This is a genomic window from Vibrio sinensis, from assembly GCF_003605645.1.
Taxonomy (GTDB): Bacteria; Pseudomonadota; Gammaproteobacteria; order Enterobacterales; family Vibrionaceae; genus Vibrio; species Vibrio sinensis.
In genome coordinates this window covers 118,405-138,418 of the sequence record NZ_QVMU01000004.1, presented here as the reverse complement: position 1 = coordinate 138,418, position 20,014 = coordinate 118,405, and the positions used below count along the sequence as shown (strand labels likewise).

Genomic DNA, 20,014 nt, shown 5'->3' with positions numbered 1-20,014 from the left:
TTTGGCATGTAATATAGTCAGGCTCACGACTATCATCATTTGGTAGATAACAGAAATACATGGAGTAATGAATGCAATTGAAAACTATCGACAAGCAATTATATCGTTCACGTTTGAATATCGTGATTGTTGCTTGTATTGCCAGTTTGACGGTGTCGAGTTTAGCGATTGCTCAGATCTTGATACAACTCTTTCCATCTGAGTCAGGCTCGAATTTTCACTGGAATTTACTTGGGGTCGTTATCAGCGCGATCGGGTTAATCATGGTGCTACTCAAACTGAAAACACACCCTAAAATGCAAGAAGTAGCGTATGTATGGGATTTAAAACAGGCGCTAAATTTGATCTATCGAAAAAATAGAAAGCTACTCGCTGCGGCAAAACAAGGAAATGCCGATGCGATGTTAGCGCTTCAGTTTAGTTATGATGGCTCACGTCAACTGTGGCAGTTAGATGATAACACCATCACGATGAGTAGCCTTAATGAAGCGCAAGCGCAACTTGACCGCTGGGTGGAAGAGTATGGTGTAACACTAGATGTTAGTACCTACCATTCCGGATTGCTGAAAGCGTTCTAATTGATAAACTCAACCTGTGCTATTGCTATGGGAGTCATGGTTGATAGCCGTTAGTTTTCGTGAATAGATCAGTTTTCACGAATAGCTTAATTGTTCAAAAACATAATGAGTGAACCGAGATGGCTTTCACTCATTTTTTGTATTGGAGTGCCCCAAATAAATATCTTTGCGGTGATCGAGCCATAGCTCATGTTGCTCCATCACCTTTGAAAACATGGAGCTATCTAGATAGCGCTTTAGCCATGCATGCAGTTTAGGGTAGGGACTTTGTCTATACCATCGTTTGTCGATGCGGGCGAATTTACGTAAAAAAGGCAGTAGCGCAATATCCACTAAGCTTTCTTTATTTGAAAATAGATAAGAATGTTGAGACAAACATCCTTCGAGTTTTTTCAAGTGCATTTCACAGGCTTGACGATATATCACCTCATTGCCGTCATGGTAACGTTTAGCACAGCTATAAGCGTTGTAGGCAGGTAGGAAATCGTGTTCAAATTCTAAAATTAATTTCACCATGGCGGGTAATGCACTGCTATCACCTAGGTGTAATAGGTTCTCTGGATCATTTTGAGACAGTGCCCAAAGCATCACCTCTAAGCTTTCCTCAATAATTTTTGTTGAATGAGTCCGGTCTTCTTGAATGACCAACACAGGTACGCTTCCTTTAGGGGAAACCAGGAGCATCTCATCTGGTTTGTTATTGAGCTTGATAGCACGAATTCGCACCACTTGTTCTGCTTTGAAGAGAGCAATTCGAGCGCGCATAGCATACGGACAGTTCAGTAGTGAATACAGAATAGGAGGTTGAGCCATCATCATACGCCTATCATTGAACACGATTTAATCTTAACGCTTTTGGTGTGCAGGGGATAGATTTACAAGTGAGTAAATAGAGCTCTATCAGCTGTGTAGGCTTTTCAGGATGTTGGTAATTAGGCAAATTAATCGATTGTTTTTCTACAGAGTAGCTTTAATATAAAGCAATTATTTCAGGTTACTTAAGTCAATGAAAAACATCAAGTAATCGTCAATTGATTTTCATGTTTTAGTACTGCTGTATTGCTTGATATTGATACAGGTGATCGGATTAATTCAGAACTCCCTAACACAATAAAAATGCTAAAACTCAGAATAATAGAGCGTTAATATGCATCCAGTTGATTTTATAGATAAAATACACAAAATTACCAGAACAGGTAGAGCTGGGGAGCAAGCTAGGCGCCCGCAATATTTTACTTTCCCGAACCAAGGTCAAAGCATTGAACAATTAATTGATGTTTTACACTACGTACAGAATAACTGCACACCAGATAACGAAACGTTGAAAAGGCGTGCGGGCTATTTAAAAAATTTGGGGTTCCTCAAAGATGAGCGAGTCAAATCAGAAGAGCAGATAACTAAGAGTGGCCATGCTCTTCTAAGTCCATGCTTTTCGGGCTTTCGTTTGATTCAAAATCAAATTAAAAAATGGAAATTTCCGTTAATTTGGAATGCCGCTGGAAAAAGTGATGGGATTGAAGTTTATCCATACTGGATAACACTAGAGTTTTTATTAAAAATAGACGGCCCTATATCAGTAGGGGAGTATATTCTGTTTGCTACGAGCATAAAAAATCGTTCTGAAATTGATGATCATATCGCACTTCTTAAAGCAAATAGAGTACATGATTTTAAGGAGCTTAATGAGGTTTTAACTGATGCAAGTGATAGGTTTACTTCGGACAGTTGGAACCTTTTGATCGGCGATTATCAATATTTTGAATATGTTACATACGACAAAAGTAATAAAAATATTCGCTTATCCTCAGAAGCTGATCTAGGAGCAATTCAAAACCAAATCACTGCTTTTTATAGTATTCCAGAGAAAGATAGCCATTATTACGATTTCCTTTACAACATGAATGACGAGGATAGCCTAGTGTTCCCTGCAGAAAAAAGCATCTCTAGTGATGAGTTAAAGAAAACATCAGAGGCTATCGAAAACGATTTCCCTTATAAAAATCTATTGTTAAAAGGCGTGCCGGGAACGGGTAAGAGTCGCTACATTGAAGAGATCATTCTTGACAAGATATTTAAGGTGAAAGATGGAGCTGAGCCAAGTGTTTGTCTTCCCATCAGCGACGTTATTTCATCCAATGTTCTGAGAATCAACATTCACTCTGCAACTAGTAACTCTGATCTGATGCAGGGCATTTCAGTTAACACTAACCCACATGGCCAGATAGAATACTCTGAAAAGCAGGGCTTAATTCTCAATCATATTATTAAAGCCATACTCAATCCGTCTTTGCCGTTTGTGATCGTTCTGGAAGAGATCCAGGAAAATGAACTCAATAAGTTAATTGGTGATCTGATTTTCTTGATCGAAGAGAGTCGTAGAGTGTGCTTTGATCAAGACTTTATTAATGGTGAAAAAAGTAGTAACAGTGCTATCACTGAACTGGTGAATCAAAAAGCAGGTATGAATAAAGTCAATTTACCTAGCTTGGTGAGCAACAAAGAGTCGATTACCCTGACTATACCGCAGAACCTCTATTTTTTGTGCACTTCAAACTATCGCGATGATAAGAAAATCATGGGGGATAACCTACTGAGACGTTTTGAAGTTATTGAGATTTACCCATCTAGCTTGCCAATTATACATGATGTCACTAAGGTTTTTTTTGACCGACTGAATGTAGCGATTAATAGTTATTTTACCGAGCAGCAAGAGGTGCACCCTGATAGATTTCAGGTAGGTCATGCTATTTGGATCGATGTCAATGACGCGAAAACATTTGCGAGAGCCTTGGTCAAGTTAATTGTCGATTTTAAAGATATCAAAGATATCGCTTGGGAAGATTTTATGGGAATTCTTGAGCAAACCCTGTTCTTCAATAATGAAATTGAACAGTATGACTACGCAAAACTGACTTCAGAGCTTCAGCGCTTCTATTTCTTTGACGAAAGCGTATCAACGCCCGCCGTAGACACGATATTAAAACTATTCGACACGCAAGGTTAATCTATGGCTGATAAACCGCGCTTTAGGAAGTTCAAGCAGAAACAAGGTTTAGGGGATAGGTACTATATCCATGAAAACACGAATATTAGTGATATTCGTGGACTTCATGTACCGCGAGAGGCGTTAAAGCAGATCCAGCGAAACAGCAACAACAATTTGATCGGTGCCTATCAGTTTGCTATCGAGGGAGGTGGGTATAATACGATTATTACAGTTCCCAAGTTTTGCGATATTTATAACTGTTCTCAGGAGGACATGGATTTATTGTTTGTTAAATACATGTCCTTGTATCGAGATTTGGTCAAAGAGGGTTATAAAGGAAAAAGGCAACTGGATGACAACATCCGTGACTTCAACCTGAATGATGTGACGGATCTTGATGGTGCGATGAAAATCAAGTATGTGCAGTCGCTTAAAGAGATCAAGAGGTTCTTTCATTCTCATAAGTCTGTCTCAAATAAGAGGAATAACTTTCACTCCAGCTCTATTTCCAACGCGATTGATATTAAGAAAAATATCCTAGAAATTAATAAATCTAAGATTCATCAATACAATGAGGTTGAGTTTAACTATTCGGAAATCGCGAATGTTGCTTATGTTTGCCTTAATCATTTCCGCAAACAAGTACAGCCAATGCTTGGTGCCTGTGAAGCAATAGATAAAGAGATTAAACAACTGAGTGGATTTCTAAAAAGGCATGTCGTTAAGCGTTTTAAGATAGACAACAAGTACTTCCAAATCCATTCATTGGTTAGACCTAATATCAGGAAGTTGTTTAAAAATAGTAGCGATAAAAACAAACTCTATACTAATCTGCTGACACTCGTTTGTGGTGACACAATAGATAGCGCTGACAAAAAGATAACTAACCTGATTTCACTGTATTTTTCACCTGAAATCATGTTTGAAATGCATGTCGAAAGATTGCTAAATCAGTCTAGTGACTATAGTGTTAAAAACCAACCGATTATACAGTCCAACCTGCAACTGTTTAATGAAGATGGTCAAGAATCAGAGCCTACGGTACTTTCTACCCATGACAATAGGCCTGACCATTTAGTCAGCATCAATGATAACGACCTAGTCATAGTATTGGACTCAAAGTGGAAAAAAATCACTCAATATTCACAAATAGTCGAAACGGATGTATTGAAGTTAGTGCGTGACAGGCGAGCAATTTCTATCAAAGAAGAATACAAAAATAAGCGAGTGCTCCAGGGGCTAGTTTATCCAGAATTGCCTGCTAACTTGGAGGAGTTTAAATCATTGAGTTTTGACTATGACTCAAAGGAAAGCTTTTTTATCCTTAGTCTTCCTCTTTTTAATCAAGATCAGTCTGAAGTGAATGTTGCTAACTTAGCTAAGTTACATTTTTAGAGACAATAATGGCTGCAGTTTATTGTTTGCAGCCACTACGTCTTCAGTAACCAGTTAATTCCATATACCCACTGCCTGAATGTGAACCTTGAATGGTGACAGGGCCCTCCCAGTAAGGCACCGATAGAGGCATCTTGGCATTGGGGTTGAGGGCTGAAACCGTAACATCGATTTGCTGGCTTGGGATAGAAACTTGCCATTTGGTCGGGTAGTTACGTTGTTGAATTTTAGTTTGTTTGATGACAGTTAAGGCTATCTCTTTCTGCTCAATGGCGATTCCAGATCCATCTTGCTGCATTAATCGTGCGTGAGCATAACTGGAGCCACCGGTGACCGAATCACGAAGTTGGAAAACGACCAAGCTAGTTTCATCACTGAGCCTTAACGCAAACCAGTCCCAACCTTGTTGCGAGTCGAGTAGAAATTGTGAGCTCCATTCTCTATCTATCCAACCTTTACCTGAGACGTTATGTATCTTTCCGTCAATGATCACTTTGCCAGAGACATCAATAAACGGCTGGCTGTAGTAATACGAGGCCACCTGACCATCGGCACTTTTCGTACTGTAGCCTTGTTGACCTTGTTTCTGGTAAGGAGAATCACTGGTTAGTCTAAGTGAGTAGGCAAATTGTTTAGATCTTGCGTTGAGTGTCGCTGGGAATAGGTCATTGGTGGCAGAACTCCACTGCCAATCATCAAGGTAAACGCGAAATGGAGACGAGTCTACTCCTGCCAATTCTTCTTGTCCGCGAGACCACTTTTCATCGGCGTAGTGTTTGTGTGGCGTCGTCACAGCACTGTGTGCCATGTAAATTTGATCGCTTTGCCATGCGGTTTTCTTGGTCGACTGGTCACGATTTTTCGGGGCGGTGGTAAAACGAAATTGGGTCCATTGCACACCGAGCGCATTGCCGTTTTCATCAACTAAGTTGGCGGTTAAGTACCACCATTCGTGACGAAAGTCTTCATGGGCTCGGTGATCAGCAGGAAAGGAGATATCGATGCCGTGCACTACAGGTGTGAATTTCTGATTGCTGCCAGATTGTGCGATATTATCACCCAGAATACTGCTAATTTTTTGAGGTTGTGATGGTTCGCATCCTAGCAGCGCTATGGCGCTGAGGGCGAGGGTAAAAGTTCGTAAAATGGGTTTCATTACAATATGTCGCATTAAAATATCTCGCATTACAACACCTCGCTTTGCAAACTGGACACAACTGGCTTACTCACTAAACGCCAAAGTGGGATCAACGTTGCCACCACTGCGACTAAGATTGTGATAGCAGCAATGCTGAGTGCGTCACTCCAATTCCAGAGGTAATTTAAGCTCCAGCCAAAAGCCCGTAAGGTGACGATATCTGTCAGTACATAGCCGACCATTGCACCCAAAGGTAAGGCGATAATCAGAGTGAAACTGACCAGAGCGACAATTTGCCCCACCACCATCGTCATTAACTTGCGACGGCTGATGCCAAGTGCATATAACCTCGCGATGGCGGCTTTGCGCGCGTCGAGCAGCATGAAGCAAGCACTGAATAGGCCGATCACGGCAACCATCAAGGTTACCCCGTTTAGTGCGCGAGTGATGGCGAATGTTTGTGAAAAGATATCTAAGGCGATGGATTTGATTTGTGCCTGATCGTAGAGTTGGCTTGAGTGGAGGTTTAACTTATCGCGTAATTGATCGTACACAGCGTGTGGTTCGCCAGTCACTTTAATTCCAAGGCTGGTCGGTATGTTGGTAAAGCCGCTTTCAAACCATAGCTTGGGAGCAAGTAACACTTCGCCATTTGGCGAACCGTAATCATAGAAAATAGCCCCGACTATCGGCGTTGCCTCTTGGAGAGCGTCGAGTTCTAGTTCACTTTCAAGCGATAGACCAAGTTTTACAGCGGTAGGTTCACTGATGGCGACCAACTCACCTTGGTAAAAACGAGGCCAGAAGTTTTCTACCTGTGAATGAAACACCATGGTTTGTTCTAACGTGTCATTATCTTTAGTACCGAGTAAAATCGGCAAGCCTTGTAAATTATCGTCGATGTAGTACTGCTTGTAGACAGTTTCAACGTTATCAAAGTGCTCTAGAGCCAATGCTACATTGGCGATTTCACTTTGAGCTGGACTGACGTAGATATCCGCATGTAGACGCTGTTCTAGCCAATGTTTAAGAGTGGATTCGAAGCTTCCAACTAACGTATTCATTCCCATATTGGCCGTGACGGCTAAAAGCAATGCCATCATAGCTAATGAGAGAGGCGCAATCAGCTCTCTCAACTCGGCAAACAAGTATTGTAGTAGGCCGGGAGCCGAGTGGTTTTCACACCATTGAGCCAAAACACTGAGCGACTTAGGTAGATATAAGGGAATTGAAATCACCAACACACCGAGCCATACCATGGTGAAACGATGATGCTCGCTAAACCATAATCCCGCCAACGCACATAGGGTTAGAACACTACCAAGAACTAATAGTTGATTCTTATTCGATGCTTCTGGTGCTTGGTAGAATCCACCATGTGAAGAAAGCGGTTGGTGTACTCGTTGTTTAAAGTGTTGCCAGCAGGCAATGAATGTCGCGCATAACGTAAACAATAGAGCTTGCCCCCACCACTGCCAATGCCAGGTGCCAGGGAGTAAGGTTGCACCATAAAGTTGTTCTAAGGTGAGAGCGACCGTTGGGTGTAACCAATGACTAAGCTGTATACCGAGTACGAAACCTAGGGTTGCGCCTAGTGTCACCAGAATGGTCAGTTCGATAAGCAAGCCAATAAATACGATGTTTGAAGCGATGCCAGCTTGCTGAATTTGTACTAAAAGGCGGGTGCGTTTCATTAAGCTGTATTTTACGCCGTTGTAGGCGATGAATAAGCCGACCACAAAAGCGAGTAAACTCATCGCAGTGAGATTGAGATGAAAGCTATCGGTGAGAGCCCCAAGATCGGTACTTTGAGTATTAGTCATCCACTGACCTTGTTTGCCAATGATCTCTTGCCAGTGAGAGAGTTTCGCTTGGCTCGTTTCAAGCACCGCGATGTAACTGAGCTCGCCTTGTTTATTGAGCAATTGTTGGGCAAAACCAATGTCCATGAGCATTCTACTGCCAAGTTTCCACTCATCAGGTACAACAACGACCTCGGTTTTCACCTTATCCAATATTAAGTGGGTGACTTCGCCCATATTTGAGTGTTGTGATTGACTCATCATCACTAGTGGCTTACCAGCCATCAATTGCGCAAGAGGGAGATGAGCATTAAACAGGGAAACAGCATGAGGTTCGTTAGCATTTTCTTGTTGATTGGTATCGTGAAGCCGAGTTGTCATTGCAACGACTAATTCGCTGCCTTGTATTGTCCAGCGTCGCCCTTGTTCATCTCGTACACGCCCCTCAATAATGGGAAGAGCACGGCTTAATCCGGCCTGACGTAACGAGAAGTAGAGTGATTCTGACAAATAACGTTGACCAGCGGGGGGAATGATAAAATTTGTTGCTTGGGTGCTCAGTGATTCTGAGGACTCGGCGTAACTGCGTTTGGCATTAAGGTTGATGGTCTGTACGGCAACGAACAAGGTAACAGCCAGTACGACACCGATCAAAATGGCGGCAGCTTGCAGCGGCGCTTGTCGATAATGGGCAGCAAACAGTTGCAGAGTAAGCCTAATGTGCGTGAGCTTAGTCTGTTTCATGTTGCGGTTCATGGCGTGGAGATAAAGTGACCGTTTTGCAAGTGACAACGAGCCTGCATAAAGTCGGCACACTCTAAGCTGTGAGTAACCAGAATGATGGCGGTGTTGCCTTGGCTGGCTATTTCAGTCAGTAGTTTCATGACTTCTAATCCAGCTTGTTGATCTAGATTGCCAGTTGGCTCGTCGGCCAGAAGAAGTTTTGGTTGATGCGCCAACGCGCGAGCGATGGCGACGCGCTGTTGTTGCCCTCCGGATAGAGAAGAAACGTGTCGCTCGAGTAGTTTTCCAATATCGAGCGTGCCGACTAAGTGGTCGCACCAACTATTCCAAGATTGCTGGTTTAAATTGAGAGGAAATGCGATGTTTTGCTTTACGTTTAATGGTGTTAACAGGTTAAATTGTTGAAAGACAACACCCAACTGCTGGTGGCGAAAGTGACTCCATTGTGGATCTTTCCATAATGCGGTGTCATGGCCGTCCAATAGTAATTTTCCACTGGTGAGTGGTTCAAAACCCGCGATGATATTAAGTAAGGTACTTTTGCCACTGCCACTTGCGCCAGTGAGCGCAATACTAGTATTGGGCAGTAAAGAAAAGTCGATGTTATTTAATACACCATGGGTTTCGTTACCATCCACAAAAAGTTTGTTTGCATGACTCAATGCAACAAGCGGCTTTAGCATTTTACCTCCATGTAAAATAGGGTGAGCGTATTGGTCTATTATACGCTCATCGTATTCTACGCATTGAAAAGCTATCTCGCTTAACGATTAGCTATTACACAGATTTCGCAACCAAGCATCTTGATCTGCTTTGAGTTTGTCTCGAGATTGGGGGGCTGTCCTCTTAATCTCCTTTTAATCCCCTCCAAGTGAAATTTGAATCTAGCGCCCAAAGCGAATCAGTCTCAGGCGGCGATAGAGATATACCCAAAGCGAAATCGCTAAGAGAATCATCGCAGAAGTTATTCCCCAAAATCCCCATGGGTTATGGGTGTCTGGAATTCCCCCCACATTCATGCCAAGAAGACCCGATACGAAAGTTAACGGCAGAAACACCGTAGCTACAATGGTGAGATTAAAACTGGATTCGGACATCGCCTCCGAAAGTTTCGAATCATCCAGATTTTGTAACATGTCGATACGTGAGAGTAGATCGTCTAAGTTGTCTAAATGCAGTTTTACATGGCTAGATGCTCGAACGAGGATCGTTTTGTCTTCGCCATTTGTCAGTAACGTCGGTTCCTCAATTCGGATAAACAAGGTATTCTTTAATACCGTCAATATTCGACGAGTTTTACAGATATCACCGCGTAATTTGAGTAATAGAGACGCGTCAAAAGTCTCACCGGTATCAAAGTATTGATCTTCGAGTACGGCGATTTGGTCTGACATCGTAAACGTTACTTTTTCAATATGGTCGGTCAAATTGTTGATGATGTGGCAAAACACATCAATGACCTTAGCTTCATGTTTTTCCGTTTTCTGAACTAAGCTTTTCTGAATTAAATCTTCCTGAACTAAACTATGAGTATCTGTGCTGTCAGATTTTAAGCTTTCTAGGTAGGTGTAAGTTTTATCGATGGCCATGACAGGATGATATCTGATGGTGATAATGCGGTTGGCATCGATGAATATTTTTAAGTCAACTAAGCCTAAAGAATTGATAGTTGGCTGTTCGCCACTGACTTTTAACGCAATTAAGACACTACCATCGTGTAAGTTTCTATGATTGACGAAGTTTTCTCGTAGCAAAAACGCAATCAAGTCTTCCGATAGGTCACTTTGAGAGGTTAACCAATGATGATCGTCAGGCTTAGAGAGATCGACATCTATCCAGCAGGTTTTTGTTTTATCATTGATATTGTTAGATAAATGACTTTTTAATGGGGTAATTATGGGCATTTTTATCCTCAGTAGCCATTAGAGCGCATAGAATATTTAAGCTAGGTGTTCAAAAGCGCAATACAAAAAATAGCGGCGTTTTTTATGACAAAGTGTTTAGTTTACAGATACCTAAGCGGTGATAAAATTTAGACAAAGCACTTTGTTCATAAATATTAGCAGATATGGTATCGCTGTCGTGGCGGTATGAATAGATTTTATACATTTTATTGGTGGAACGTAGCCTTGAGTATTTCATCTCTCCTTTGGCAAAAATGGCGTACATTTTGGTTAACATTGCGTCATAGCATTGTCGCCTTAGCGGTATTCATCAATGGTTTAATCATTCTTGAAAGCGTATGGGGAAAATCGAGCAATCTTCTTGGGTTGTTTCACATCCACAATTTTTCATCGATAAATTGGGCTAATATAGCGAATGGTCCATGGTTTTTGCTCGGGATTTTCTTGATGCTCAATGCATTCGGATTGTTATTTCGAGCCAGAATTGCGTGGGCGGTCAGCATCATTCTACTGTTGATTTCGTTAGTTTTTACTTGGCACTTCTTCCCGGAACTAACGCATAGTTTAATATGGAGCGTTGCTACCTTGATAAGTCTTCTACTCTTGGGTAAAGACTTTGATCGTTCTAGTGCGACCGCAGGGGGTATATTTGCATTTATTAGCTTTACGGTATTGCTATTTTATTCGAGCTACGGTGCTCTTTATTTTGGACAAGATTTCAAACCGGCAATAACCAATTTAACCACATCGTTTTACTTCTCTATTGTGACCATGACTACGGTTGGTTATGGCGATATTGTACCGATCACGGAACCTGCTCGCTTATTTACTGTGTCGGTTATTATTGCTGGTATTACAGTGTTTGCGACCTCACTCACTACTGTCTTTGGTCCCTTAATCAAAGGGGGATTGAATAGACTCGTTAAAGGTAATCAACAACAAATGAATAGAAAAGATCACTATATTGTTTGCGGCACCTCAGTATTAGCCATCGCGACGACAAATCAACTGCTAGTTCGTGGACTTAATGTCACCATATTAACCGTGGAACCGGAAGAAAACTTCCCTAAAATTCAGCAACGTATTGGAAATAAAGTCGATATTATGTCGGGTGATTGTACCGATGATTCTGTATTGAAACTGGCGGGTATTGAACATAGTCGAGCATTATTGGCGCTAACTGATGATGACGCTGATAATGCATTTATTGTTTTATCCGCACGTGATCTTTTTCCAGAAGTGAAAACGGTATTGGCGGTAAATGATGCTAAAAACATGAATAAAGTCAAACAGGTTAAAGCGGATGTTGTGCTCTCTCCTTTGTTATTCGGTAGTGAAATCTTGGCAAGTGTGATGTCCGGTGAACCTTTAGATAACGATCGACTTATCTCAATGTTACTCAATTCAGGACATGGTTTGTTTGATGAGAAATAACACCACTATCGGGCTTGTGTTCAGCAATAGACGTTTTTGTGAATCTACCAGCATTGATTTTTAAGTGCGCGTTGTAGAATCTGAGAATCAAGAATTGTTTGCAAAAAAGTAGTGAGCAGAGTGATTTCATTTAAACCAACAGTCGATTTGTTAGCTTCGGCGGAACTCACATTTGGCAATATGCATCCATATTATCAGCATTATTCTGTAAGTTGGGAGTTGAACAAAATACAGGAGCAAATCGAAAGTTTAGAAAATTGGGATGTGCTCTATAACGAAGCTATTGTTGGAGCTATTCGTTTAGCCTATGACGAGGATGGCTGCTATTTACGTGATTTACAAGTCAGCGAGAAATTCCAAAATAAAGGAATTGGTGCGGCAGCCCTTAGTGAAGTTCAAAGGTTGGCTTGTAAAGCAGAAGTCGCTCATCTTAGATTGCGCGTGTTCAAGATTAGCCCTGCATATGAACTGTATAAGCGAACCGGTTTTACCGTCGATAAAGAAGACGATAGGTTTTATTACATGTCGAAAAGTATCGCTATATAAGTCTTTTTAACCTTGATCTGTAACTCTTGTTTTGTTGTTAAGAATTTTTCCGTAAAGAGAGGTGGTTATGAAAATAAGACTGATGGAACAAGCCGATTTAAACGCGGCAGCAGAAGTGCATAAATTTGCTTTTGTTAGGCAGAAGCAATCCTATGAATGGTTAGTTTGTAACTTTAATGCTTTTCCGCGAGTTCTGTGTTTTGTTGCCGAAGATTCTAGTGGAGTGGTTGGCTATATTATTTGGACTCAGAAAAGCGGTTTCCGCCCAGAGGTCGTCATGGAAATTGAACAACTCGCAGTTTCTCCTGAGCATCAAGGCAAAGGAGTGGGCCGCAGTTTGATCGTTAACTCTTTACCACTAGTCAAGATGAGGTTGGCTGAGAATAATTCGGTTCTAAAACATATTTTTGTTACGACCAGAGCGGATAATTTTGCGCAAGAATTGTATAAATCGACGTTAGGGGCAGAAGTTGAGGCTACTATTACCAATCTATATTCCGCGGATGAAGTCTTGATGATTGCACGTAATGTTAGTTAGAAAATACATCTAAAGAATAAATACCTATTGGTGAGGTTAGCTCGTTGTTGGTTTTAGTTATTAAGTCGTAAACAGAATCTATTATTTGACAGCTTCAGCTCAAAGTTTGGTTGAAATGCTTATGGCACAATGCTTCATAGGATGAATTAGTTAGATGGAAACGCTCTCACTATCAGCGTAATTGTTGTTCTAAAAAAGATAGGAAGTTTTATGAACTTGGATAAAGCAAAAAAAAGAATAGCGAAACACGTTAAAAAGGGCTTTAAAGGTTATCCACTCGTTTCGATTGATTACTACGGTGATAGCAAAGATTGCGCTACAGAGGTCGTCATTCAATTCAAGCTAGATGAAGATGCTGAGGTACAAGAAGAGCGATTTTCTACTCAAACCGATGCGAGAGAAAGTGAAGTAATGCAGACAACATTATTAAAAGTCATTGAGCGAGCTAATGCCGTTTCTGTTGTTGAATCTGATGTGGTGATCGTTTCTTAATTATTGATAGCTTAATCTAAATACGAATTTGGCTTGCCTTTGATTTGGTCATGCTAACGTTTGAATGATTGTCAGACTATGGTCTATGAGGAGAAAGTTGCCTTAATGCTCAACCAGCGCAAACTTTATCTCATATCAGTCATTTTATTACTGAAAGGTGCGGTACTTTTCTTGCTATAATCTTGCGATACAGAAACCTAAATTAAGAAATTACCTATGTCTGATTTTCAATACTACTTTCATCAACTACCTTGTTTTAACTGTAAAAAAACCACAGTGAATACTGATCTTGGCTGGTTAACTGCTGCGATGAAAGAAGAAGTTTTAGCGCAAGTAGCTGCAATCATCGAACAAGGCAACGTTGAGCCAGATCTTTCGGTAAACGTCACTTGTACTAAAGAAGAAGCTCGCGATTACTTACTACTAAATTTCTACGGTTACGCAGAAGAGGAATTAGCGAATCAAGTTGAAGCGGAAGATGAGCAAGAAGTTGCTGATGAAATCGCTGAATTGCTAGCTGGTGGTAACGATTCTGCTGTGTTTGAGCACGAAATCGCGCTACAAAGCTGTACTGGTTGTGACGTTGATGAAGAATCAAGCCAAGCGTAATGATTAAGCTTAAGCATGTTAACCATGCTTAACGTTATTGTTTAGTATTTAAGGCGCTAGCAAGTTAAAGTTGCTAACGCCTTTTTCGTTTGTATGGTTTCTATTTTACATTACGAGATTGATGACTTATTCATGATTTTGTCGCAAATGTAGGCTGATTCGACGCGAGTCTATTCATTATCATACCCATTAAAATTATGCTGAATGTCGGAATAATCCAACTGGCAAAGTAAGAATAGAGCGGCATATTTTGATTCAGCCACAAGTCAATTGTTTCTGGCATATAACCCAAGATATGCAAAGCGTCGACGCCCCCAAATAGAAGTGCGGTTAAAGCTGTAGTGACAACCATGACTTGTGACATTTTATGTCGAACCGGAGCCATGAGCATTAAAGCAATCGCGACGGGGTGCAATATAACGACTGCTGGTAACGTAATGGCAAGTAGTTGTTCTAGGCCAATATTGGCAATGAATCCTGCAAGAGCCATGGTCGCAATAACACAAGCCTTGTAGTTCAACTTGCTAAAAGTATTGTCGTAGAATTCGCTACCCGCTGTAGTCACACCAATCGCGGTGGTCAAGCAGGCAAGTACCATGACTGCTCCTAACAATACTGAACCAAAAGCGCCAAAATGAGCAAACGTAAATGCGGTTAGAATGTCACCACCATTGGTAAATTCAGAGCCCAAATACGAACTTGTCGAACCAATGTAAGAAAGTGAAATGTAAACAAACGCCATCGCAACTGCATACATTAAAGCGGCGATTAGAGTGTATTTTGCTGTTGCTTTCGGGCATTCCACGCCCATACTGCGAATAGCTCGAAAAATAATCCACCCAAATCCAATTGAACCCAGCGCGTCCATTGTCATATAACCTTGTGTTAGCCCCTCCGCAAACGCACCATTGATGTATGGCCCGCTTGCTGTTGTCAGATCCCCCGCAGGATAAACCAACGCTGTTACCGACATGATGACCAAGATAGCCATTAACGCTGGCGTTAATATTTTGCCTAAGTTATCAATCAATTTACCCGGGTAGATCGCGAACATAATTGTGGCTACACAAAAAGCGGCAGTAAATGGCACTAGTGCCGTCTCACCGAAAGAGGGAGCAAAGCTAAATTGATAAGCCACTGTGATTGCACGTGGAATAACAAATGCTGGCCCAATAACGATAAACACCAATACCCAAAAACTGGTTGCTAATGGCTTAGGTAAAGCTACGGTCAATTTATCTGAGCCGTTAACGATGGCCACCATAACAAGTGCCAGGGCTGGAAGCCCAACTCCAGTTAAGAGAAAACCTGACATACCACTTAGGAAGTGTTCACCTGCTTGGTACCCTAAAAATGGAGGGAAAATCAGGTTCCCAGCACCTAAATACATGGCGAAAGTCATAAAGCCTAAAGCGGCGATGTTGCGTGCGCTTAACATTGTTGTTCCTCTTAAGTTTTGCTTAAAAGAAACTGAAAGGAATAGGAGAGTTTGTGGAGCGTTCCTGTCAGCTTCTTATCAAGCCGACAGAAATTGTAGATATAGCCTGTCAGCCCTGAATCAGTTTCAGAGTGAGCAGGAGGATCGAAGCAGCAACGCCTGATGGGCATTTTAATGCGAATTGTAATTGCGCAATAGCTGACATGAGAGATCCTTAATATAGAAAGTAACCGAGGAACGTCTGTCCCTTGATGTTCTTTACCCTAACCAAGATGTAGTTATTGATACAACTGCAAAATATAAAATAAGTGCATATGTTTGATATTTTGCTTGAATTTGGTTTATTCATCCACAACCTAGTATCTTTGTTGGTATAAATAACTACTCACTTTGTTAAGAATTTGAAATTAATGAGAAATAGTTTCCAACAACCTTTTTCTAACGACGCGTAGGTCGACATCTAAAGCGTTACATTGATATTTTGGAAAGATGGAGTAAATCAGCATAGCGAGGTTATTAAAGATTTAGGCTCTAGCATTCTCCATTGACTCTCCTGAGATGATAAAGGTCACTGCTCTGGAAGTGTGATGTAGATAAGCTGAGTTGCCCATTGGCACCCCCATGTTTACTACTAAAACTCATACAGTTTGATGCTGTCAAAGTGACAAAATATTTGTATTTTTTAATGATTTTATTGGGGTTCATCGTGATTGACTTAGAATTGTCGTGATAAAAATGCTATTTAAATAGCACCATACATTCCCAATATATTACTTTTACTTCACCGGAGAAGATAACGTTTCAAAGTTTATCCAATAGCGAAGGAAAGAATATGACAACAATAAATAGATTAAGAATTGCTAGTATTACGGTATTAGCTTCTACAATTTCGATACTCCCAATATTCGTTAATGCAAATGAAGTGGAAATTGGTTTTGCAAACCGAACTATGAATGGTCCTTATTTCAATGCACTAACTCATCATATTGAGATGGCTGGTGAAGAAAATGGTTATAAAGTATATTCGACAGATGCTCGTGGCGATATAAACAAACAAGTTTCTGATGTGGAGGACCTATTATCAAAAGGAATTAAGTATTTGATTTTAGATCCACAGGATCCACTTGCTGGCGAAAAAATGACACGTATTGCGAATAGTAAGGGTGTGCAAGTTATCACAGTGGATAGTCATATTTCTGAAACAGCGCCAGTTGTTACTCGTGTTCAACCTGCGGACGAGAAAAACAACGTAATGATTGGAGAAATGGCAGCGAAGCAGTTTGGCGATCAAGAGGTCAAGCTTGCTCTAATCAGCGGTAATCAAGGTAACCTTGGCGGCAAGATTCGTCGTGATAACTTTATAAACGGAGTTATCAGTCAACAATTACGCGATCACAATGAAACTCGTATGCAAATAGTTGGTCAACTATGGGGCAACTGGGACCAAATTGGTGGCCTAAAAGCGATGGAAGATCTACTTGTTTCGCAACCTGACTTAAATGCTGTATATGCAGAAAATGATGATATGGCTTTAGGTGCTATCCGTGCTATTCGTGCATCAGGTAAGAGCTTTGAAGAGGTGCGCGTTTACTCTTACGATGGCAGTAAGAAAGGTTACCAAGCAATTATTGATGGCCAACTACAAGCTACGGCCATGAACAGTCCAACAGAACTGAGCAAAAAGGTTATTGAGGTCATTAATGCTTTGGAAAAAGGCGAAACCGAGTTCCAAAATTACAGTAGAACCAAAGCAGTTTTAGTGAACAAGGAAAACGTCAAACAATATTACGATGAGAATGCCATGTTCTAGGTGTTATTTGACACTTGGGCAGTACAACGTAAAGTTATTGTTCGTATTGCCCAAATTTAGTGCTTCCTTAATTACGCTCGATTCGATGTGGTCTCCCTATGAGTGAAAATAATATAAAAGTAGAATTTGATAATATTAAAAAATATTTTGGCGGAACAAAAGCGCTTGATGGAGTAAGTTTCAAAGTTAAATATGGTTCTATTCATTCCATATGTGGTGAAAACGGTGCGGGTAAATCAACGCTTATGAAGGTCCTTAGCGGAATTCATAAGAAAGATAGCGGGAAATTATTATATCGAGGTAAGCTGGTTGATTTTTTAGGACCAAAAGAAGCAATCGAAAACGGAATTTCTATTATTCATCAAGAACTGGCAATAATCCCAGATCTCACCGTCGCTGAAAATATATTTATAGGCAGTAAGGATGAATATGAACAATCACTTTTTAAGTTTCTGACTAACCGTAAATTAATTAACCAAAAAAGTCAGGAATTATTGACTAAGTTCGGTTTCGATATTGACCCCAATGCCAGAGCTGGGAACTTAAGTGTGGCTTGCCAACAAATGATAGAAATAGCGAAAGCATTAAGTCGTAATAGTGAGGTTCTAATTCTTGATGAGCCAACGGCTGTCTTGGCTGGTTCAGAAGTCGAAGTTTTGTTTGAGACTCTTTTTAGGCTAAGAAATGAGGGGGTATCAATTATCTATATCTCTCATCGATTAGAGGAGGTGTTACGCATCTCTGACGAAATCTCCATTATTAAAGATGGTCGTTCAGTCGCCACTTTTGATGCAAGAACAGTGACGAAAGATGAGTTGGTACGAGGAATGATTGGTCGAGAACTGGGTGATTATTTTCCTGAACGAAAGGGGAGCCGCTTGAGGGATATGGCGTTAGAAATTACGCAGCTATCCGATGGCATTCTACTTAAAGATATAAAGCTGAATGTGCAGAAAGGTGAAATCGTAGGTTTAGCAGGATTGGTTGGCTCGGGTCGTACTGAATTAGTTCAAAGTCTGTTTGGTGCTCGGCAAGTCACTTCTTACTCAATAAAGAAAGACGGGACACCACTTCAATTAGGAGATGTAAAAGACGCAATTAGAGCCGGAATTGCAATGATCCCTGAAAGTCGCAAGGAGCAAGGACTTATCATTGACTGTGCAATATCTGAAAACATTACTCATGTAGCGAGAAACAAAAGCTTGGATTTTGGGGTCGTTATCGATACGAAGAAAGAACAAGCCATTGCACAGCACTATTCTCAACTTTTGAACATTAAGCTCGGTCATCACTCAGATTCTGTAAACACGCTAAGTGGTGGGAATCAACAAAAAGTGGTTATGGCGAAATGGCTACATTCTGACTGTGATTTCTATCTACTCGACGAACCGACGCGTGGCGTTGATGTCGGAGCAAAAAAAGAGATTTACAACGTGATCAACACCATAGCTGATTCAGGATGTGGCGTTCTGATGGTGTCATCGGAGTTGTCGGAATTGATTGGTACTTGTGAGCGAATTTATGTAATGAGTCAAGGAACGATCGTAGGTGAAGTATCTGGTGATACAAAAAACGAAGAAATGATAATGAGATTGGCGGTTCAGTAGGAGAATGAAATGTCAGAATTAATACGAGTTAATAACACGATCAAAGCTAATACTAGTGTAAACCAAATGGTTAACTTTTTATTGAAACATACTACGATTATCGTATTCATCCTCATGTTAATAGTCGCTGGTCTAATTAGCGATAAGTTTTATACGCAGGTGAATATACTTAACGTATTAAAACAAAGTGTACCGCTAGGCATAGTATCACTGGGGCTGTTATTTGTGATTATCACTGGCGGTATTGATCTTTCAGTTGGTTCGGTAATGGCGCTGGTTTCCATTGTCACTTCACTCTTAATCCCTGAATGGGGATTAAGTGGGGCGCTATTTATTGGTTCGATAACTGGTATAGCGATCGGTTTTGTGTCGGGCGGTTTGGTTTCTCACCTAGGTATTCCTGCATTTGTCGCGACATTGGCACTAATGACAATTGCTCGTGGCTTGAGTCTTATTTTTTCCAATGGTCAACCAATATTTGTAGATGACACGTTATTTCAAGCTTTCGGTACAAATTCATTTCTAGCCATTCCATACCCAGTGTTAGCAATGTTCGTCATTTATGGATTGGGTTACTTTGTCCTCCATCGAACTATCTTTGGCCGTCTTGTGGTTGCGGTTGGTAGCAATGAGACTGCGACGAAGTTTGCGGGGATTTCAGTGAAGAAAGTAAAGTTTGCAGTTTATGTCATTAGTGGCTTCACAGCTGCACTTGCCGGGCTTATCTCAGCGACTCGAACTGGCGTTGGTAGCCCAATTTTAGGCATTGGTTTTGAATTAGATGCAATCGCAGCGGTGGTTATCGGAGGTGCAAGTTTATCAGGAGGTCGCGGCACTGTAATCAATTGTTTATTCGGCGTTATGATATTGGGTGTGATTTCAAATATTTTAAATCTAATAAATGTTTCCGGTTATAACCAACAAGTAATTAAAGGGATTATTATTATATTTGCTGTAATGCTTGAGTCACTAAAACAGAAAAAGGGATTATAA

At 40.9% G+C, this 20,014-nt stretch carries 17 protein-coding genes; 11 read left to right on the top strand and 6 right to left on the bottom strand.

Annotated elements, in window-relative coordinates:
• Positions 1-71: 71 nt before the first annotated feature.
• Positions 72-578 carry a DUF3087 domain-containing protein gene (locus DZ860_RS06990; protein ID WP_120030219.1) on the top strand — a complete coding sequence of 169 codons (507 nt, stop codon included), beginning with the start codon at positions 72-74 and terminating at the stop codon, positions 576-578.
• A gap of 126 nt (positions 579-704) precedes the next feature.
• On the opposite strand, the gene DZ860_RS06985 is transcribed toward DZ860_RS06990, so the two are convergent.
• Complete coding sequence (locus DZ860_RS06985) at positions 705-1,391, bottom strand: glutathione S-transferase (RefSeq protein ID WP_120030309.1); 687 nt, start codon at positions 1,389-1,391, stop codon at positions 705-707.
• Between the two features lie 334 nt (positions 1,392-1,725).
• On the opposite strand from DZ860_RS06985, the gene DZ860_RS06980 reads away from it, so the two are divergent.
• Entirely contained in the window at positions 1,726-3,582 is a 1,857-nt protein-coding gene (locus tag DZ860_RS06980; protein ID WP_120030218.1) for a 5-methylcytosine-specific restriction endonuclease subunit McrB, read from the top strand.
• Between the two features lie 3 nt (positions 3,583-3,585).
• On the top strand, positions 3,586-4,959 hold the full coding sequence (locus tag DZ860_RS06975) for a hypothetical protein (RefSeq protein WP_120030217.1): 1,374 nt from the start codon (positions 3,586-3,588) through the stop codon (positions 4,957-4,959).
• A gap of 43 nt (positions 4,960-5,002) precedes the next feature.
• Here the strand turns inward: DZ860_RS06975 and DZ860_RS06970 are convergent, their stop codons facing one another.
• From DZ860_RS06970 to DZ860_RS06955, 4 genes are all read right to left on the bottom strand, one after another.
• On the bottom strand, positions 5,003-6,115 hold the full coding sequence (locus tag DZ860_RS06970) for a lipocalin-like domain-containing protein (RefSeq protein WP_120030308.1): 1,113 nt from the start codon (positions 6,113-6,115) through the stop codon (positions 5,003-5,005).
• Between the two features lie 29 nt (positions 6,116-6,144).
• Positions 6,145-8,655, bottom strand: coding sequence for an ABC transporter permease (locus tag DZ860_RS06965; RefSeq protein ID WP_439333108.1), 2,511 nt, complete (start codon positions 8,653-8,655; stop codon positions 6,145-6,147).
• Positions 8,652-9,326 carry an ABC transporter ATP-binding protein gene (locus DZ860_RS06960; protein ID WP_120030215.1) on the bottom strand — a complete coding sequence of 225 codons (675 nt, stop codon included), beginning with the start codon at positions 9,324-9,326 and terminating at the stop codon, positions 8,652-8,654. The genes DZ860_RS06965 and DZ860_RS06960 overlap by 4 nt, the downstream gene beginning before the upstream one ends.
• 201 nt (positions 9,327-9,527) lie before the next feature.
• Positions 9,528-10,547, bottom strand: a complete 1,020-nt coding sequence (locus DZ860_RS06955; protein ID WP_120030214.1) for a CorA family divalent cation transporter — start codon at positions 10,545-10,547, stop codon at positions 9,528-9,530.
• 225 nt (positions 10,548-10,772) lie between these two features.
• Between DZ860_RS06955 and kch the strand changes: the two genes are divergently transcribed.
• The 5 genes from kch (at position 10,773) to DZ860_RS06930 (ending at position 14,166) form a co-directional block, all read left to right on the top strand.
• The gene (gene kch, locus DZ860_RS06950) at positions 10,773-11,981 is read left to right on the top strand and encodes a voltage-gated potassium channel protein (protein ID WP_243641825.1); all 1,209 of its coding nucleotides are present in this window, start codon (positions 10,773-10,775) and stop codon (positions 11,979-11,981) included.
• Positions 11,982-12,101: 120 nt separating this feature from the next.
• On the top strand, positions 12,102-12,527 hold the full coding sequence (locus tag DZ860_RS06945; protein ID WP_207890606.1) for a GNAT family N-acetyltransferase: 426 nt from the start codon (positions 12,102-12,104) through the stop codon (positions 12,525-12,527).
• An 82-nt stretch (positions 12,528-12,609) separates the two neighbouring features.
• Positions 12,610-13,065, top strand: coding sequence for a GNAT family N-acetyltransferase (locus DZ860_RS06940; protein WP_207890607.1), 456 nt, complete (start codon positions 12,610-12,612; stop codon positions 13,063-13,065).
• Between the two features lie 210 nt (positions 13,066-13,275).
• Positions 13,276-13,557 (top strand): hypothetical protein, encoded by a 282-nt coding sequence (locus DZ860_RS06935; RefSeq protein ID WP_120030211.1) that lies wholly within the window; start codon positions 13,276-13,278, stop codon positions 13,555-13,557.
• Between the two features lie 216 nt (positions 13,558-13,773).
• Positions 13,774-14,166, top strand: a complete 393-nt coding sequence (locus tag DZ860_RS06930; protein ID WP_120030210.1) for a hypothetical protein — start codon at positions 13,774-13,776, stop codon at positions 14,164-14,166.
• 130 nt (positions 14,167-14,296) lie between these two features.
• Here the strand turns inward: DZ860_RS06930 and brnQ are convergent, their stop codons facing one another.
• Positions 14,297-15,604 carry a branched-chain amino acid transport system II carrier protein gene (brnQ, locus tag DZ860_RS06925; RefSeq protein WP_120030209.1) on the bottom strand — a complete coding sequence of 436 codons (1,308 nt, stop codon included), beginning with the start codon at positions 15,602-15,604 and terminating at the stop codon, positions 14,297-14,299.
• An 832-nt stretch (positions 15,605-16,436) separates the two neighbouring features.
• Between brnQ and DZ860_RS06915 the strand changes: the two genes are divergently transcribed.
• The 3 genes from DZ860_RS06915 to DZ860_RS06905 all read left to right on the top strand — a co-directional run bounded on the left by DZ860_RS06915 (position 16,437) and on the right by DZ860_RS06905 (position 20,014).
• A complete protein-coding gene (locus DZ860_RS06915) occupies positions 16,437-17,414 on the top strand; it encodes a substrate-binding domain-containing protein (protein ID WP_120030208.1) in 978 nt (325 codons plus the stop codon).
• Between the two features lie 98 nt (positions 17,415-17,512).
• Positions 17,513-19,021: a sugar ABC transporter ATP-binding protein gene (locus DZ860_RS06910; RefSeq protein ID WP_120030207.1), complete on the top strand. Its 1,509-nt coding sequence runs from the start codon at positions 17,513-17,515 to the stop codon at positions 19,019-19,021.
• A gap of 9 nt (positions 19,022-19,030) precedes the next feature.
• A complete protein-coding gene (locus tag DZ860_RS06905; protein WP_120030206.1) occupies positions 19,031-20,014 on the top strand; it encodes an ABC transporter permease in 984 nt (327 codons plus the stop codon).

Excerpts from the sequence above, each read along its gene's own strand:
- DZ860_RS06990 (WP_120030219.1), top strand. The coding sequence starts at position 72 with ATGCAATTGAAAACTATCGACAAGCAATTATATCGTTCACGTTTGAAT.
- DZ860_RS06985 (WP_120030309.1), bottom strand. The coding sequence starts at position 1,391 with ATGGCTCAACCTCCTATTCTGTATTCACTACTGAACTGTCCGTATGCT.
- DZ860_RS06980 (WP_120030218.1), top strand. The coding sequence starts at position 1,726 with ATGCATCCAGTTGATTTTATAGATAAAATACACAAAATTACCAGAACA.
- DZ860_RS06975 (WP_120030217.1), top strand. The coding sequence starts at position 3,586 with ATGGCTGATAAACCGCGCTTTAGGAAGTTCAAGCAGAAACAAGGTTTA.
- DZ860_RS06970 (WP_120030308.1), bottom strand. The coding sequence starts at position 6,115 with ATGAAACCCATTTTACGAACTTTTACCCTCGCCCTCAGCGCCATAGCG.
- DZ860_RS06965 (WP_439333108.1), bottom strand. The coding sequence starts at position 8,655 with ATGAACCGCAACATGAAACAGACTAAGCTCACGCACATTAGGCTTACT.
- DZ860_RS06960 (WP_120030215.1), bottom strand. The coding sequence starts at position 9,326 with ATGCTAAAGCCGCTTGTTGCATTGAGTCATGCAAACAAACTTTTTGTG.
- DZ860_RS06955 (WP_120030214.1), bottom strand. The coding sequence starts at position 10,547 with ATGCCCATAATTACCCCATTAAAAAGTCATTTATCTAACAATATCAAT.
- DZ860_RS06940 (WP_207890607.1), top strand. The coding sequence starts at position 12,610 with ATGGAACAAGCCGATTTAAACGCGGCAGCAGAAGTGCATAAATTTGCT.
- DZ860_RS06935 (WP_120030211.1), top strand. The coding sequence starts at position 13,276 with ATGAACTTGGATAAAGCAAAAAAAAGAATAGCGAAACACGTTAAAAAG.
- DZ860_RS06930 (WP_120030210.1), top strand. The coding sequence starts at position 13,774 with ATGTCTGATTTTCAATACTACTTTCATCAACTACCTTGTTTTAACTGT.
- brnQ (WP_120030209.1), bottom strand. The coding sequence starts at position 15,604 with ATGTTAAGCGCACGCAACATCGCCGCTTTAGGCTTTATGACTTTCGCC.
- DZ860_RS06915 (WP_120030208.1), top strand. The coding sequence starts at position 16,437 with ATGACAACAATAAATAGATTAAGAATTGCTAGTATTACGGTATTAGCT.
- DZ860_RS06910 (WP_120030207.1), top strand. The coding sequence starts at position 17,513 with ATGAGTGAAAATAATATAAAAGTAGAATTTGATAATATTAAAAAATAT.
- DZ860_RS06905 (WP_120030206.1), top strand. The coding sequence starts at position 19,031 with ATGTCAGAATTAATACGAGTTAATAACACGATCAAAGCTAATACTAGT.